The organism is Microvirga sp. GN3 (genome assembly GCF_055792825.1).
On the sequence record NZ_JBVVAK010000041.1, the window covers coordinates 13,391 to 28,611 of the forward strand.

General features: G+C 62.3%; 12 protein-coding genes. 11 read left to right on the forward strand and 1 reads right to left on the reverse strand.

Going from position 1 to position 15,221, the window contains the following annotated elements; translation table 11 throughout:
• Nucleotides 1-38 precede the first annotated feature (38 nt).
• From ACS5Q1_RS20035 to ACS5Q1_RS20055, 5 genes are all read left to right on the forward strand, one after another.
• Nucleotides 39-1,208, forward strand: a complete 1,170-nt coding sequence (locus ACS5Q1_RS20035; RefSeq protein ID WP_473099829.1) for a DNA topoisomerase IB — start codon at nucleotides 39-41, stop codon at nucleotides 1,206-1,208.
• A 307-nt stretch (nucleotides 1,209-1,515) separates the two neighbouring features.
• The gene (locus ACS5Q1_RS20040; RefSeq protein WP_203442290.1) at nucleotides 1,516-1,854 is read left to right on the forward strand and encodes a hypothetical protein; all 339 of its coding nucleotides are present in this window, start codon (nucleotides 1,516-1,518) and stop codon (nucleotides 1,852-1,854) included.
• Nucleotides 1,855-2,019: 165 nt separating this feature from the next.
• Nucleotides 2,020-3,456, forward strand: a complete 1,437-nt coding sequence (locus ACS5Q1_RS20045; protein WP_473099830.1) for a cytochrome ubiquinol oxidase subunit I — start codon at nucleotides 2,020-2,022, stop codon at nucleotides 3,454-3,456.
• A gap of 13 nt (nucleotides 3,457-3,469) precedes the next feature.
• Nucleotides 3,470-4,519, forward strand: a complete 1,050-nt coding sequence (gene cydB / locus ACS5Q1_RS20050) for a cytochrome d ubiquinol oxidase subunit II (RefSeq protein ID WP_473099831.1) — start codon at nucleotides 3,470-3,472, stop codon at nucleotides 4,517-4,519.
• The gene (locus ACS5Q1_RS20055) at nucleotides 4,519-4,650 is read left to right on the forward strand and encodes a hypothetical protein (RefSeq protein ID WP_256451907.1); all 132 of its coding nucleotides are present in this window, start codon (nucleotides 4,519-4,521) and stop codon (nucleotides 4,648-4,650) included. The genes cydB and ACS5Q1_RS20055 overlap by 1 nt, the downstream gene beginning before the upstream one ends.
• On the opposite strand, the gene ACS5Q1_RS20060 is transcribed toward ACS5Q1_RS20055, so the two are convergent.
• Nucleotides 4,647-5,486: a hypothetical protein gene (locus tag ACS5Q1_RS20060; RefSeq protein WP_473099832.1), complete on the reverse strand. Its 840-nt coding sequence runs from the start codon at nucleotides 5,484-5,486 to the stop codon at nucleotides 4,647-4,649. The two genes, ACS5Q1_RS20055 and ACS5Q1_RS20060, sit on opposite strands and share 4 nt — an antisense overlap.
• A gap of 396 nt (nucleotides 5,487-5,882) precedes the next feature.
• Here ACS5Q1_RS20060 and ACS5Q1_RS20065 point away from each other — a divergent pair, with 396 nt between their 5' ends.
• From ACS5Q1_RS20065 to ACS5Q1_RS20090, 6 genes are all read left to right on the forward strand, one after another.
• A complete protein-coding gene (locus ACS5Q1_RS20065; RefSeq protein WP_473099833.1) occupies nucleotides 5,883-7,658 on the forward strand; it encodes a type I secretion system permease/ATPase in 1,776 nt (591 codons plus the stop codon).
• On the forward strand, nucleotides 7,659-8,984 hold the full coding sequence (locus tag ACS5Q1_RS20070) for an HlyD family type I secretion periplasmic adaptor subunit (RefSeq protein ID WP_473099834.1): 1,326 nt from the start codon (nucleotides 7,659-7,661) through the stop codon (nucleotides 8,982-8,984).
• Nucleotides 8,985-9,198: 214 nt separating this feature from the next.
• Nucleotides 9,199-11,469, forward strand: coding sequence for an alpha,alpha-trehalose-phosphate synthase (UDP-forming) (locus ACS5Q1_RS20075; RefSeq protein WP_473099835.1), 2,271 nt, complete (start codon nucleotides 9,199-9,201; stop codon nucleotides 11,467-11,469).
• Nucleotides 11,470-11,491: 22 nt separating this feature from the next.
• The gene (otsB, locus tag ACS5Q1_RS20080) at nucleotides 11,492-12,244 is read left to right on the forward strand and encodes a trehalose-phosphatase (RefSeq protein ID WP_473099836.1); all 753 of its coding nucleotides are present in this window, start codon (nucleotides 11,492-11,494) and stop codon (nucleotides 12,242-12,244) included.
• Between the two features lies 1 nt (nucleotide 12,245).
• Nucleotides 12,246-14,054 (forward strand): glycoside hydrolase family 15 protein, encoded by a 1,809-nt coding sequence (locus ACS5Q1_RS20085; RefSeq protein ID WP_473099837.1) that lies wholly within the window; start codon nucleotides 12,246-12,248, stop codon nucleotides 14,052-14,054.
• A gap of 104 nt (nucleotides 14,055-14,158) precedes the next feature.
• On the forward strand, nucleotides 14,159-15,100 hold the full coding sequence (locus ACS5Q1_RS20090) for a glucokinase (protein ID WP_473099865.1): 942 nt from the start codon (nucleotides 14,159-14,161) through the stop codon (nucleotides 15,098-15,100).
• Nucleotides 15,101-15,221 lie beyond the last annotated feature (121 nt).

Consider the following 15,221-nt stretch of genomic DNA (forward strand, 5'->3'; position numbering starts at 1 on the left):
GCAGCCCGGTTGACGTCTTGCTTTGTCAAAGGCCGCTCATGCTGGAACCGAACGCCACTGCCGAGAATATCATCGATCCGCGCGATGCCGCCGAGACGGCGGGCCTGCGCTATGTCTCCGACGAGGAGCCCGGCATCCGGCGCAAAAAATCCGGCAAGGGCTTCACCTACACGGGACCTGACGGCAGGAAGGTGGATGACAAGGCGACGCTTGAGCGCATCAAGTCACTGGCGATCCCGCCTGCCTATACGGATGTCTGGATCTGCACCAAGGCGAACGGCCATATCCAGGCGACAGGTCGCGATGCCAAGGGGCGCAAGCAGTATCGCTATCATCCGGCCTTCCGCGAGGTCCGCGAGAGCACGAAATACGAGCACATGCTCGAATTCGCCCGCGGGTTGCCGGCCATCCGCAAGATCATCGACGAGCATATGAGCCTGCGCGGCCTGCCGCGCGAAAAGGTGCTGGCGACGGTGGTCAATCTGCTCGAGAGCACGCTCATCCGCGTCGGCAATTCCGACTACGTCAAGCAGAACCGGAGCTATGGCCTCACGACATTGCGCGATCCGCACGTGAAGGTGGATGGCGGCGATCTGCGCTTTCAGTTCAAGGGCAAGAGCGGAAAGACCTGGCGCCTGCAAGTCAAGGATCGGCGCATCGCCAAGATCGTGAAGGCCTGCCAGGATCTGCCCGGGCAGGATCTGTTCCAGTATCTCGACGAGAATGGCGAGCAGCAATCGATCACGTCGGCCGATGTGAACGCCTACCTGAAGGAAATCACCGGAGGCGAGATCACGGCGAAGGATTTCCGCACCTGGGCCGGAACGGTGCTGGCGGCATTGGCGCTCTCCGAATTCGAGGAATTCGACAGCGAGGCCAAGGCCAAGAAGAACATCCGCGCGGCCATCGAGACGGTCGCTTCACGGCTCGGTAACACGCCGAGCATCTGCCGCAAATGCTATGTGCATCCGGAAGTCTTCGCCTGCTATCTCGACAGAGGCCTGCTTCTCGATATCAAGGAACAGGTCGAGGCGGAGCTGCGTGAGGATCTGTCCAGCCTCAAACCCGAGGAGGCTGCCGTTCTCGCGCTGCTGGAGCAGCGCCTCTCCCGCGAGGTGGAAAAGCAGGCGGAGAAGAAGCCGGCAAAAAAACGCCGTGTGTCGTCGGGCAGGAGGCGGGAGAAGGCTCCGCCTGAGATGCGGGTTTGAAGACACACGGTCATCCCGGACGGCACAGCCGATCCGGGATCGCGTGCAAACAAGGCGCTTGAACCTCAACGCTGTCATTCCCGCGGAGGCGGGAATCCATCGCCGCTGACGGTGCCGAACTGGTCGAAGGTCGTGGTTATGGATCCCGGGCTCAGCTTACGCGGCCCCGGGATGACAGTGCTTTACTCGTCCAACGATCCCGGATCTGCGCTCCGCTTCGTCCGGGATGACAGCCTGCATTGAGGGCCGCTTGACCCAACCCTCTCTCATGGTCCATCGCATCCGCTCCAAACAGGACCCATGTGAGATGCGACGTTTACTGACATCCGTCATCGCCATTGCAACATTGCTGGCCAGCAGTGTTGCACCCACTATGGCGCAAACCCCTCAATCTCAGAGCTGGCCCGAGGTGAAATGCGCTCGTTACAAGAAGGCGTGGTCGGACGCCCTCGCGCATCGCGGGACGAAAGGGTTGGGCCAGGAATTTCTCGACCGTCATGAAGCCTTCATCGCATCGGGCTGCACCACGCAAGGCGATGTCTGTCCTCGCTCCGCAGAGGAACTCGACCTCGCCAACATGATGGTGGTCGCGGCCATGAATGCGGGAACGGCGAGCACCTTTCCGCCTTTCGCCTGCCGCAGGTAATCTGAAGGCTTGTAGGCTCTCGCGCAGCGCCTCAGCACGCGATGGCACCCGCGTCGTTCAGAATATATTCTCGTCACGCAACCCCACCAGGATCCCAGGCCACTGGTCCAGGCCTCCGTTCCGCCCTAAAAGCAAAGCTGGTAGGTCGATGATGGGGAAGCGGATATGGAATTCGATGCCCTGATGCTCTCACGCATCCAATTCGCATTCACGATTGCCTTTCACATCATCTTCCCGGCCTTCACCATCGGCCTCGCCAGCTGGCTTGCGGCGTTGGAATTCAACTGGCTGCGCACGGGCAACCCGCTCTACCGCAATCTCTTCCGTTTCTGGGTGAAGGTGTTTGCGGTTTCCTTCGGCCTCGGCGTCGTGTCCGGTATCGTCATGAGCTACCAGTTCGGCACGAACTGGTCGCGCTACTCCGAATTCACCGGCAATGTTTTGGGCCCCGTCATCGCCTACGAGGTGTTCACGGCCTTCTTCCTGGAAGCGGCCTTCCTCGGCATCATGCTCTTCGGCTGGGAAAAGGTTGGCGACCGGCTGCATTTCTTCGCCACCTGCATGGTGGCCTTGGGCACGCTGATTTCCGCGTTCTGGATTCTGTCCGCCAATTCCTGGATGCAGACACCCGATGGGTTTGCCATCGAGAACGGCAAGGCGGTGCCGGTCGACTGGTTCAAGGTCGTCTTCAATCCGTCCTTTCCGTTGCGCTACGCGCATATGGTGCTGGGCTGCTACCTGACGACGGCTTTCGCGGTAGCTGGCATGTCCGCCTGGATGCTGCTCCGCCATCCGCACGACGCGCCGGCGGCGAAGCTCGCCGGATCGCGGCGCTCCATGTCGATGGCCTTGTGGTTCGCCACTATCTTCGTGCCTGTTCAGATCCTCATCGGCGATCTGCACGGTCTCGGCGTGCTCAAATATCAGCCGACCAAGCTCGCCGCCATCGAGGGCAACTGGGATCGCATGGACAACATGCCCCTGCGCTTCTTCGCCATTCCGGACGAAGTGGCGGAGACGAACCACTACGAGATCAGTATTCCGAAGATCGGGAGCTGGATTTTGACCCATGCCTACGACGGAGTCGTGCCCGGATTGAAGGATGTGCCGCCGGACGAGCGCCCGCCGGTCTGGCCCGTCTTCTTCTCCTTCCGCTTCATGGTCGGCATCGGTCTCGCAATGCTCGGTATCGGCCTGTGGAGTCTTTACCTACGCTGGAAGGGCACGCTCTTCACCAACAGGCTGTTTCTCACCGCTGCCATGATCATGACGCCCTCGGGTTTTGGCGCGGTTCTCTTCGGCTGGTTCGTCGCCGAGATCGGCCGTCAGCCTTACGTGGTGTACGGACATCTGCGCACGGCGGATGCGGTGTCTCCCGTCTCGACCGGAGCCGTGACCACATCGCTTCTGACCTTCATTGTCGTCTATGCCTTCGTGTTCGGCTTCGGCTCCTATTATCTCGCCAAGCTCCTGCGGCGCGGGCCCGATCCCGTCGAGGACATCCGCGAAGACGATCTCGGCAAGAAGCCGAAGCGCCCATTCTCGGTACCGGACGAAGGGCTCGAAGGCGAACCGGGGCACAAGGCGCTACCAATACGATAGGAGCTTGAAGATCATGTTCGGCTTCGGAATGGAATACGAAGGACTGGCCTTCTGGCTGCCGCTGATCTGGGCTGGGCTGATTGCGGTGGCGGTGGCCATGTACGTGATCGCCGACGGTTTCGATCTCGGCGTCGGCATTCTCTTCAAGGCGGCTGGCAGCGAGAACTGGCGCGACCGGATGATGTTTTCCGTCGCTCCCATCTGGGACGGCAACGAGACCTGGCTCGTCCTCGGCGGTGGCGGTCTCTTCGCCGTGTTTCACATCGCCTACGCGGTTCTCATGCCGGCATTGTATCTGCCGATCATCTTCATGCTCGTCGCCCTCATTTTTCGCGGTGTCGCCTTCGAATTCCGCTTCAAGGCGGAGCGGTCGAAATTCCTGTGGGACAATGCCTTCTTCTTCGGCTCGCTGCTCGCGACCTTCTTCCAGGGCATGGTGCTCGGCGCCTTCGTGCAGGGCTTTGCCACCGACGGACGCCAGTTCACCGGCGGCACCTTCGATTTCCTCACCCCGTTCAGCGTGCTCACGGGCATCAGCCTGATCTTCGGTTATGGCCTTCTCGGCGCGACCTGGTGCGTGATGAAGACCACGGGCGAACTGGAGATCTGGGCGCGGCGGATGGCGGTGCGCTTTCTCCTCGCCACCGTCCTTGCCATTGCCATCGTGTCGGTGTGGGTGCCGTTCCTAGGAAGGCAGATCGAGACGCGCTGGTTCTCCTGGCCCAACATTGCGTTTCTCGCGCCGATTCCATTGGTGACCGCGTATGTGGCCTACAGGCTGTTTCGCGATCTCGATGAGGGACGCCATTACCGCCCGTTCTTCCTGGCAATCGCCCTGTTCCTGCTCGGCTATCTCGGCCTGGGCGTCAGCCTCTTCCCATTCATCGTGCCGCCGAACCTCACGATCTGGGACACGGCGAACACTGTGAATTCTCAGCTCTTCGCGCTTGTTGGCTTCGCCATCGTGCTGCCGATCATCTTCGCCTACACGGCCTATTCCTATTACGTCTTCCGCGGCAAGGTGGCAGACGAGATCTCAGGCGGCGGCTACGGATATCACTGATGCAAGCAGAAACGCATCCTCCGCCGGAACGACGCTCGAAACGCCTGCTCTGGTTCGTGTTCCTGTATGTCGCAAGCCTCGCGATCTTCGCCGCGCTGGTCTATGGCTTGAGAGGCATCATTCCCCATTAACGATAGGTGCCGATAAAGCCTTTGTCGGTGACGACGACCCAGCGCGCGCCGCGGCGCTCGATGGCCTCGATACGGCCGACACCCGGGAGCACGCCGCCGGGCATGACCTCGTAGAGGCGCCGGTTCCGGTTCTCGACGAGAGCCGCACCGTCATAGACCTCGCGCAGCACCCATCCGTCGACGGGTTCGCTCTTGACCGGCTTGGGAGCCGGGGCCTCCTCGCGCGCGGCAGCCTCGGTGGCCGGAGGCGCGACCGGAGTTGCAGGTTTCGTGTTCAGTCCCGCCAGGGTGGTCAGGATCTGGCTCTCCATCCGGTCGAGCCGGCCTTCAAGAGCGGAGAGCTTCTTGCCGGGCTCATCGAGGCTGATGGCGAGGCGTTCGATCTTTTCGGTGAGCATCGTCCGTTCCGACGCAGACGATGTGGACGCGGTGTGCTCGATATCCTTGAAAGCGACGACTGTCTCTCTCAGCGCATCCAGATCGGTACTCAGCCGGGCAAGGATCTCCTGGCTGCGAGCCGTCTCGGTTTCCAGGCGTCGAATGGCATCCTGGTTGGCCAGGGTTCCCATATAGGAGGCCGACCAGCCGACTCCGACGAGGAGCAGGGCCATGGCGGCCTGGCTCAGGAGCGTGGTGGGAAAAGTTCGGCCGCGGGTTGCAATGCCGTCATTCGTCGCCACATCAGGGGAGGTGGACTTGAGGCCAAGCTTCGCGCTTTTGATGGCCTCTTCCAAGGCTGCGTTGGCCATGGGGTCGATCTGGACATTGCCGGCGGATGATGCGCCAGCCTGTTTCGCCGCTTCGCTGCGATCCTGAGAACGTATGTTGATGTCCATATTCCGACCTCATTTTCAGGTCAGAGACAGTTAACCCTAAAAGTTTACCAAAGCGTTATCTTTAAAGTTAAGTGCTTACGTTACATGCCCGCCCAAATAGAGGGGACATGTAACATTGCGCACATACAGCAAGAACTTTTTGTTGACATAGTTACATATAATAGGGTTACAAAAGGTGGCGTAACGGAAAGCGACCACCTTAGGGGCATCTCGATACCCATAAGAGTGCTGATAAACTTGGGCTCGCAGGCCTAACTATAACGAGATACTCTTGTGGGGCCATCCCCGACATCGCGCCATCGCCAGATGGCAAACGCTGTGATAAGGTATAACCTTTCGCAACGGCTCTACAACCACGACGGCGCCGGGTGACTGGTCGGCCTATGGAAAGAAGACATGAAGCAGGCATCGAGAAATCGGGAAGAAAGCACAGAGGTCCAAGACGCTCTGAAGTCCTGCCTTCCCTCCTTTACCGGGGTTGCCGTATTTTCGGCGGTGGTCAACCTCCTGGCTCTCACGGGCTCCATTTACATGCTCCAGGTCTATGACCGGGTGCTGTCGAGCCGGAGCATCCCCACTCTGATCGGCCTTTCTCTGATCACGCTCGCGGCTTTTGCCCTCTCGGGCGGTCTCGACATGTTGCGCGGCCGGATGCTGGCGCGCATCGGCGCCCGCTTCGACGAGCTGCTGTCGCACCGGGTCTTCGATCTCGTGGCCACGATGCCGCTCAAGGGCGCCAAGCAGGCCGAAAGCATGCAGCCGGTCCGGGATCTCGATACGATCCGCGGGTTTCTCTCGAGCCTGGGTCCCACGGCCCTGTTCGACATGCCGTTCATGCCGATCTTCCTCATCGGCTGCTTCATGATCCACCCCGGCATCGGCGTCATGTCGGTGGTCGGTGGCGTGGTCATCATCCTCCTGACGCTCTACACGGACGCCAAGAGCAAGGGTCCCTCCTACGAGGTGACCAAGAGTGGTGCCGAGCGCCACGCCATCGCCGAGACCAGCCGCCGCAACGCGGAAGCCATTCGCGCCAACGGCATGCTGGGCTTCCTCTCCAAGCGCTATGACGAGGTGCATGTCCGTCACGTCAATGACGGCCTGCTCGCCAGCGAATCCTCGGCCGGCATCAGCGCCTTCGCCAAGGTCTTCCGCATGGTGCTCCAGTCGGCCATTCTCGGCCTCGGCGCCTATTACGTGATCCAGGGGCAGATGTCGGGCGGCCTTATGATCGCCGGCTCGATCCTCATGTCCCGTGCGCTCGCTCCGATCGAGATCGCGGTTGCTCACTGGAAGGGTTTCACCGCCTCCCGCCAAGCCTATCGCCGTCTGCAGCACATCATGTCGCTCGTGCCGGCTCAGGGCCAGCGCATGCCGCTGCCTGCGCCGAAGGCTGCTCTGGCGGTGGAAGACGTCTATATCGGCGCTCCGGGCGTTTCGATGCCGATCGTCCAGGCCGCTTCTCTCCAGCTTCAGGCTGGTCAGGGCCTCGGCCTCATCGGTCCCAGTGCCTCGGGCAAGTCGACCCTCGCCCGTGCCCTCGTCGGCGTCTGGCCGACCCTGCGCGGCGAAATCCGCCTCGACGGCGCGGCCCTCGATCAGTGGGAGTCGGATTCGCTCGGCCGTCACATCGGCTACCTGCCGCAGGATGTGGAGCTGTTCGAAGGCACCATTGCCGAGAACATCTCCCGCTTCCAGCCGGACGCCAAGCCGGACGACATCATCGCCGCTGCTCAGACGGCCGGCGCCCATGAGCTCGTCCTCAACCTGCCGGAAGGCTATGATACCCGCATCGGCGAAGGCGGAGCCTCCCTGTCGGGTGGTCAGCGCCAGCGCGTGGCTCTCGCCCGCGCCCTCTACGGCAACCCGTTCCTGGTCGTGCTCGACGAGCCGAATGCCAGCCTCGACGGCGCCGGCGACGAGGCCCTGAACCAGGCCATCCTGTCGGTCCGCAAGCGCGGTGGCATCGTGGTCGTCATCACGCACCGCCCGGCTGCTCTCGGCCAGGTCGATCAGGTCGCCATCGTGGAAGAGGGCCGAATCAAGGCCATGGGACCGCGCGACGAGGTTCTGCAGTCCGTCATGAAACGCAATGCGACGCCAGCACCGGCACCGGTGCGGCAGCAGCAGGCGCCGGCAGCTCCGGCTACGAACCTGCGAGAGGTTGGTTAAATGTTAGTCGTTCAAGCTCCCCCGAAGAAACCCTCCGTCCACCAGCGGATCCTGCGCCAGTCGACCATCGGCGGCGTGGCCATGATCGCCCTCTTCGGAGGCACGATCGGTCTCTGGGCGGCCACCTCGACCCTGTCGGGCGCCGTCGTCGCCGGCGGTCAGTTCGTGGTCGATACCAGCGTCAAGAAGGTTCAGCACTCGACCGGCGGCATCGTCGGCGAGCTGAAGGTCAAGGAGGGCGACCGCGTCGCCCAGGGCGATCTTCTGGTCCGCCTCGACGAGACGGTCACCCGCGCGAACCTTCAGGTCGTGTCGAAGCAGCTCGATGAATATATCGGCCGCCAAGCTCGCCTGGAGGCGGAGCGCGACGGTATTTCCACGATCGACATGCCGGCGGAGTTCGCTGCTCGTCTCAATGAGCCGGCCGTTCAGAAGATCGTGTCCTCGGAGCGCACCCTGTTCATCGCACGTGCCGCCTCCCGCGATGCGCAGAAGGACCAGCTCAAGAAGCGCATCGCCCAGTCCCAGGACGAGATCGTGGGATTGAAGGCTCAGCAGACAGCGAAGACCCGCGAGGCCGAGCTGATCGTGGCTGAGCTGAAGGGCGTTCGCGACCTCTATGAGAAGAACCTGGTTCCGATCACACGGTTGAATGCGCTCGAGCGCGACGCTGCCAGCATCGAAGGTCAGCGCGGCCAGCTCATCGCTGCTGTCGCTCAGGCCGAGAGCCGTATCGCCGAGACCCAGTTCCAGATCATCCAGATCGACGAGCAGATGCGCGCCGAGGCGATGCAGGAGCTGCGCGAGATCCAGGGCAAGGTCGCGGAATACACCGAGCGCCGCGTGGCGGCCGAGGATCAGCTGAAGCGCATCGACATCCGTGCGCCCAGCGACGGTTATGTCCACCAGCTCAACGTCCACACGATCGGCGGCGTCATCTCTCCCGCGGAGCCGGTGATGAACATCGTTCCGGTCAACGACAAGCTCGAGCTCGAGGCCAAGGTACTGCCCAACGAGATCGATCAGGTGAAGATCGGCCAGAAGGCGACGGTGAAGGTCCATGCCTCCAATGCGCGCATGATGCCCGATCTGCACGGCTCGGTGAGCCGGATCTCGGCGGACGTGTCGCGCGACCAGCAGACCGGCACGACCTTCTACACGATCCGCATCGAACTGCCTCAGGAAGAGCTCAAGAAGCTTGAAAACCTGCATCTGATCGCCGGTATGCAGGCCGAGGTGTTCGTCCAGGTCAATGAACGCACGCCGTTCGAATACTTCTTCAAGCCCATGCAGGAGCAGATCGCCCGCGCCTTCCGCGAGCACTGATCTTTTCTCCTTGAGCGGCCGAGAGCCGCGGCCGGTGCTGACTGCACCGGCCGCGGTTTTCATTTGAATCCTCTCCGATGCCCTCTCGAGTCCGGTCAAGCCTGGAAAGTTCGACGCACAAGCCCATAACAGGGGCGAAGGCTACCTTTCTCGGTCGCTTTCCATCGAAGTTGAAATCTGACGTCTCGCCGCAAGGCCCGTTGCGCCCGCTTCGATGAAAGTGTTGATTTTTCTTGAGGAACTTAGCGTTTTGAGGATCATCTTCCGCTTTGGCGGTATCGCAATGCTCGTGGCGGCCATCGTCATCCTGGCCGTACTGCCCTTTGCTACATCCTTCGTGGAACAATGGTCGCGCCGTGATGTCGAGCTGCGATCCCGCCTCGTGTTCAATTCCGTCCGGGATCAGGTCAGCGGACTTCTGGCCCGCAACGACGCTCAGCAGGCCGGCATCCTGTTCGAGCGCATCGCCACCGACGAGCGTGTGCTCGCCATCGGCTATTGCGACGGGCAGGAACTGCGCTTCCCCACCAGCAACATGCCCCCGTCCTTCTCCTGCTCCGAGGCTTCCCGGTCCGATGCGGAAAGTTTTTCGGTTGTCAGGAGTCAGGATCGCAACATCCTGGTCAGCTCCTTCCCTCTGAATGCAGGAGGACGGCGAGGGCACCTCGTGGTGCTGCACGACCTGAGCTATGCCGACCAGCGCGGCGGGGAGGCAAGAAACTATCTCTTCCTGGCGCTTGCCGGCGTCGCCTTCGGGGCTGCAGCGCTTGCGGCGATGATCGCAGCCATCATCATGCGCCGATGGCTGGCCTCCATCCGGCAGGCGCTTGAGAGCGCCCGCGCCGGGAATGCCAATCCGCCCCCGGAGGAGAACATCATCCCGCTCGGCCAGGAAATCCGCGATGTGCTCCAGGAGCTTGAAGCCTCGAGGCGGACCATCGATGCGGCGCATACGGATTGGAGTCCGGAGACCCTGCGGGCGGCCTTGTCCAACGAACTGTCGGGCTCGGAGGTGATCGTGGTCTCGAACCGCGAGCCCTATATCCACAACCGCACTGAGGGCAGAGAGATTTCCCTGCAGATCCCCGCCAGCGGCCTCGTCTCTGCCCTGGAGCCGGTGGTGCGCGCCTGCGGCGGCACCTGGGTGGCCCATGGCAGCGGCACGGCGGATAGGGACACGGTCGATGCCTATGATCGGGTGCCCGTGCCCCCAAATCACCCCTCATACACCCTGCGCCGCGTCTGGCTCTCGGAGGAGGAGCAGGACGGATACTATTACGGGGCGGCCAATGAGGGTCTCTGGCCCCTGTGCCATATTGCCTTCGTCCGGCCGGTCTTTCGCGAAACGGATTGGCAGCTCTACCGGTCCGTTAACGAGAAGTTTGCCGAGGCGGTGGTCGCCGAGGCCAAGCGCGAGGATCCGATTATCCTGGTGCAGGATTATCACTTCGCGCTCCTGCCGCGCATGATCCGCGACAGGCTGCCCCGGGCGACCATCGTCACCTTCTGGCACATCCCTTGGCCGAATGCCGAAATCTTTGGGATCTGCCCCTGGCGGGAGGAGGTCATCGACGGGCTCCTGGGGTCCTCGATCCTCGGCTTCCACACCCAGGCCCATTGCAACAATTTTCTCGACTCCGTCGATTCCTACGTGGAAAGCCGCATCGACCGGGAGCGGGATTCGGTGATCTTCGGCGGCGAGGAAACCCTGATCCGTCCCTATCCGATCTCCATCGAATGGCCGCCCACGGCCATGGAAGGCCAGAGGCCCGTAGAGGAATGCCGCAGGATCGTACGTGAGCGTCTGGGACTGCCCCCGACCATGCGCATCGGCGTCGGCATCGAGAGGTTCGACTACACGAAAGGCATCATCGACCGCATGCAGGCCATTGACACGCTCTTGGCCGAGCATCCGGAATGGCGGGGCAATTTTGCTTTCGTTCAGGTGGCAGCGCCTACCAGAAGTAAGCTTTCCAATTATCGCCAGCTCCAGGAAGAGGCCGAGGCCTTGGCGCGCGACATCAACGAGAAACATGGCGGCAATGGATACGAGCCCATCAAGCTCCTCATTCGCCATCACGAGCCCCACGAAGTGTTTGAGCTTTTCCGTGCGGCGGATCTGTGCATCGTGTCGAGCTTGCACGACGGCATGAATCTCGTGGCCAAGGAATTCGTGGCAGCGCGGGACGACGAGCAGGGCGTGCTCATTCTGTCGGCATTCGCCGGCGCTTCCCGCGAGTTGTCGGAGGCACTGATCGTAAACCCTTACAATGCCCATGCCATGGGCGAGGCCATCAATCGCGCACTCACCATGCCGCAGCCCGAGCAGCGCGAGCGGATGCGGCTGATGCGCGATCAGGTCAAGGAACGCAATGTTTATCGCTGGGCCGGGCAGATGCTGCTGGCAGCCTCGCGCCTGCGCAAGCAGCAGAGGATCAGGCGGTTGATCGCCAGGGGACGGAGGCTTGCGCCGGCCAATGCGTGAAGCTCCTGCAGGACAGAGTCCGATGGCTGACGTGAATGAGGATTACGCTCTCTTTCTCGATTTCGACGGAACCCTCGTCGACATCGTCGAGCGTCCCGATGCGGTTGCAGTGGACCCGGCCCTGCCGGAAGTCCTCACCAGGTTGCAGGAGCGGCTCGGCGGTGCGCTCGCGATCATCAGCGGACGTCCCGTCGATTTTCTCGATGGACGTTTCGTGCCCCATGTTTTCGATATGGCGGGGCTTCATGGGCTCGAGCACCGCATCGCAGGGCAGCTCTCCATGTGTGACCAGGACGAGCATCCCGCCCTGCGCGAAATGGTCGAATGCCTGTCCAGGACCGTTGCCGACAAGGAGGGCGTCCTGATCGAGGACAAGGGGTGCTCCGTTGCCATTCACTGGCGCCTTGCCCCCCATGAGAAGGATTTCGCCCTGGCCATGGCCCATGCCGCAGTCGAGGCGCTGGGCGCGGATTACCGTGTTCAACACGGGAAAGCTGTGGCAGAAATCCTTCCTTCGGCGGCGGGGAAGGGGAAAGTGATCGAGAGATTTCTCCACGAATCTCCCTACAAGGGACGGCAACCGATCTTCGTCGGCGACGATCTCACCGACGAGAACGGTTTCAAGACCGTGAATGCACATGGCGGCCTGTCCGTCCGCATTGGCGCGGGAGAAACCATTGCCAAGGTTCGCCTTGGAACGCCCGCGGAGCTGCGACATTGCCTGTCCGCATGGGCTTTCGAAGGGGTATTGCCTTTCAAAGGGGATAATTGCTGACATGAGTTCATTAGACCTTGCCGTCATCGGCAATTGCACGATCTCGGCGCTGGTGGATCGCCGGGCCCAGATCACCTGGAGCTGCTTCCCGCGGTTCGATGCCGACCCGGTCTTCTCCGCCCTGCTCGACAGCCCCGAAGGGCGGAGTGACGCGGATCAGAAGGGCATCTTCGCCATCGACATGGTCGGCATAGTCAGCTGCGAACAGACCTATCTCGAGAACACGGCGGTCCTCGTCTCGCGCATGACGGATTCCTTCGGCAATATCCTCGAGATCACGGATTTCGCACCGCGCTTCAAGCATTACGACCGCACCTTCCGCCCGCCGATGCTGATCCGTCGCGTCTCTCCCGTGAAGGGCCGTCCGCGCATCCGCGTCCGCTTACGGCCTCATTACGACTGGGGCGGTTACACGCCAAACCTGACCCGCGGCAGCAACCACCTGCGGTTCGTCGGCCCTGCCTACTCATTGCGACTCACCACCGATGCGTCCGTGTCCTACGTACAGGAGGAGCGGCCTTTTGTCGTCGACCGGCCCTTGTCGTTCTTCTTTGGCGAGGACGAGCCGCTCCGGTCCGAGACGGACTCCACGGCCCGGGCCTTCCTCGACAGCACGGTCGATTTCTGGCGCGACTGGGTGCGCTCCCTGTCCATTCCTTTCGACTGGCAGGAGGCGGTGATCCGCGCAGCCATCACGCTCAAGCTGTGCAATTACGAGGAGACCGGCGCCATCGTGGCGGCGCTCACCACCTCGGTGCCGGAAGCGCCCCACACGCAGCGCAACTGGGACTACCGCTATTGCTGGCTGCGTGATGCCTATTTCGTGATCCAGGCCCTCAACCGTCTCGGCACCACCAAGACGATGGAGGAATATCTCACCTACATCACGAACATCGTCGACGACATGGAGGCCATTCCCGACCAGAAGGACATGCCGCCGCTCTTCAGCATCACACGATCGCCTTACCTCGAGGAGCGGGAGGCCACCGCTCTGGCGGGCTATCGCGGCATGGGCCCCGTGCGCGTCGGTAACGCGGCCTATACGCAGATCCAGAACGACGCCTATGGCAGCGTCGTCCTGGCCTCCGTTCACGCCTTCCTGGACAGGCGCCTGATCCGCACCGGCAACAAGGCGTTGTTCGCGCATCTGGAAAAGCTGGGGCACAGGGCCATCGAGGTCTTCGACCAGCCGGATGCCGGCCCGTGGGAGCTGCGCACCAAGGCGGCCGTGCATACCTTTCCGAGCGTGATGTGCTGGGCGGCCTGCGATCGCCTCGTCAAGATCGCCGAGGCCATGGGGCGCGAGGATCGCGCTGCCTTCTGGCGCGAGAATGCCGACCGCATGCACAGGGTCATCAACGAACGCGCGTACAATCCGGAGCTCGGCACCTTCGTCTCTTCCTTCGACGGCGAGCATCTGGATGCGACGCTCCTTCTTCTGGCGGAGCTCGATTTCGCGAAGGCCGACGATCCGCGCTTCATCGCGACGGTGGAGGCTTGCGGCAAGGCTCTGCGGCGCGGCGACCTTCTCCTGCGTTATGATGTGGAAGACGATTTCGGCCTCATGCATACGGCTTTCATGATCTGCGGCTTCTGGTACGTGGATGCCCTGAACGTCATCGGGCGCAAGGACGAGGCGAAGGAACTGTTCGAGCACATCCTGAGCTTGCGCAATTCCTTCGGGCTCTTCTCCGAGGATGCGGATTACACGACCGGGGAACTGTGGGGCAATTTCCCCCAGACCTATTCCATGGTCGGTCTCATCAACTCCGCCGTGCGCCTGAGCCGGAGCTGGGAGGAAGCGTTCTGATCGTAACTCTTCGGTGTTGCGAGAGGCAGAAAGGACGATAGGTTTCGATGTTCGCATTTCCTGTTCTGCTCGGGGATATCGGCGGGACCAATGCCCGCTTCGCCGTGTTGCCCGCGCCCGGTGCGCTGGTTCAGCTGTTGCCGCGCACGCTGACGGCGCAGACGCCCGATCCGGTCGGAGCCATCAGGATTGCGTTCGAAGCCTTTGAGGGACCGGCACCCCGTTCCGCCATCATCGCGGTGGCGACCCGGGTGGATGCTCCCGCGATCCGCCTCACCAACGCCCATTGGGTGGTCGATGCCGAGGCCATCGGCACGGCGCTGAACTTCGAGCGCGTGACCCTCGTCAACGACTACACGCCGGTTGCCGCTTCGGTGACGGTGCTCGACGAGGCCAAGGGCGATCTCGCCCCCATCGGCACGTTTCCGCCGGCCAAGCCCGGCGCGCGTGTCGTGCTCGGGCCCGGAACAGGCCTTGGGGCAGGGGCGCTCGTGCCGGTCGAGGATCGCCTGGCGATCCTCGCGACCGAGGCAGGTCACATGGAGTTCGGGCCGACGAATGACGAAGAAACCGCCATCTGGCCGCACCTGGAGCGGGTCGGCGGGCGGATTTCGGGAGAGGTCGTGCTCTCCGGCCCAGGCCTGTTCCGCATCGCCAAGGCGCTCGCGGCGCATCGCTGTGTCGATTGTCCCTTCACGATTCCCAACGACGTCCTGGCGGCCGCTCGTGAGGGCAATGAGCTGGCGATGGATTCGCTGACGCATTTCGCCCGCTTCCTCGGACGCTTCGCCGGCGATCTGGCGCTGACCTTCGAATCCTCCGGCGGCGTCTTCATCGCCGGCGGCATCGCGCCGCGCATGGTCGATATCCTCCAGGCCGGCGATTTCCGGGAGGCCTTCGACCGCAAGGCTCCGCACGATGCCTGGGCCAGGAAGGTGCCGGTTTACGCTATCGTCAATCCGGAACCGGCCCTGCAGGGGCTTGCCGCCATCGTCTCGAGCCCGCAGCGTTTCGTCTTCCAATCTCAAGGGTGGCAGGCTACCTGACAGGTCCTGCCTGAAGCATTTTTCGGCGAAGTGGATCCGGTTCGCCGTCAAAAAATGCGGAGAAATAAAGAAGAGGGCTGATTCCACGTCAGTGGAAACAGCTCTAAAACCTTGATTGACG

What these genes read in the sequence shown, in the direction of transcription:
- ACS5Q1_RS20075 (WP_473099835.1), top strand. Translation starts at nt 9,199, where the DNA reads ATGAAAGTGTTGATTTTTCTTGAGGAACTTAGCGTTTTGAGGATCATC.
- ACS5Q1_RS20085 (WP_473099837.1), top strand. Translation starts at nt 12,246, where the DNA reads ATGAGTTCATTAGACCTTGCCGTCATCGGCAATTGCACGATCTCGGCG.
- otsB (WP_473099836.1), top strand. Translation starts at nt 11,492, where the DNA reads ATGGCTGACGTGAATGAGGATTACGCTCTCTTTCTCGATTTCGACGGA.
- ACS5Q1_RS20045 (WP_473099830.1), top strand. Translation starts at nt 2,020, where the DNA reads ATGGAATTCGATGCCCTGATGCTCTCACGCATCCAATTCGCATTCACG.
- ACS5Q1_RS20035 (WP_473099829.1), top strand. Translation starts at nt 39, where the DNA reads ATGCTGGAACCGAACGCCACTGCCGAGAATATCATCGATCCGCGCGAT.
- ACS5Q1_RS20065 (WP_473099833.1), top strand. Translation starts at nt 5,883, where the DNA reads ATGAAGCAGGCATCGAGAAATCGGGAAGAAAGCACAGAGGTCCAAGAC.
- ACS5Q1_RS20070 (WP_473099834.1), top strand. Translation starts at nt 7,659, where the DNA reads ATGTTAGTCGTTCAAGCTCCCCCGAAGAAACCCTCCGTCCACCAGCGG.
- ACS5Q1_RS20040 (WP_203442290.1), top strand. Translation starts at nt 1,516, where the DNA reads ATGCGACGTTTACTGACATCCGTCATCGCCATTGCAACATTGCTGGCC.
- ACS5Q1_RS20055 (WP_256451907.1), top strand. Translation starts at nt 4,519, where the DNA reads ATGCAAGCAGAAACGCATCCTCCGCCGGAACGACGCTCGAAACGCCTG.
- ACS5Q1_RS20060 (WP_473099832.1), bottom strand. Translation starts at nt 5,486, where the DNA reads ATGGACATCAACATACGTTCTCAGGATCGCAGCGAAGCGGCGAAACAG.
- cydB (WP_473099831.1), top strand. Translation starts at nt 3,470, where the DNA reads ATGTTCGGCTTCGGAATGGAATACGAAGGACTGGCCTTCTGGCTGCCG.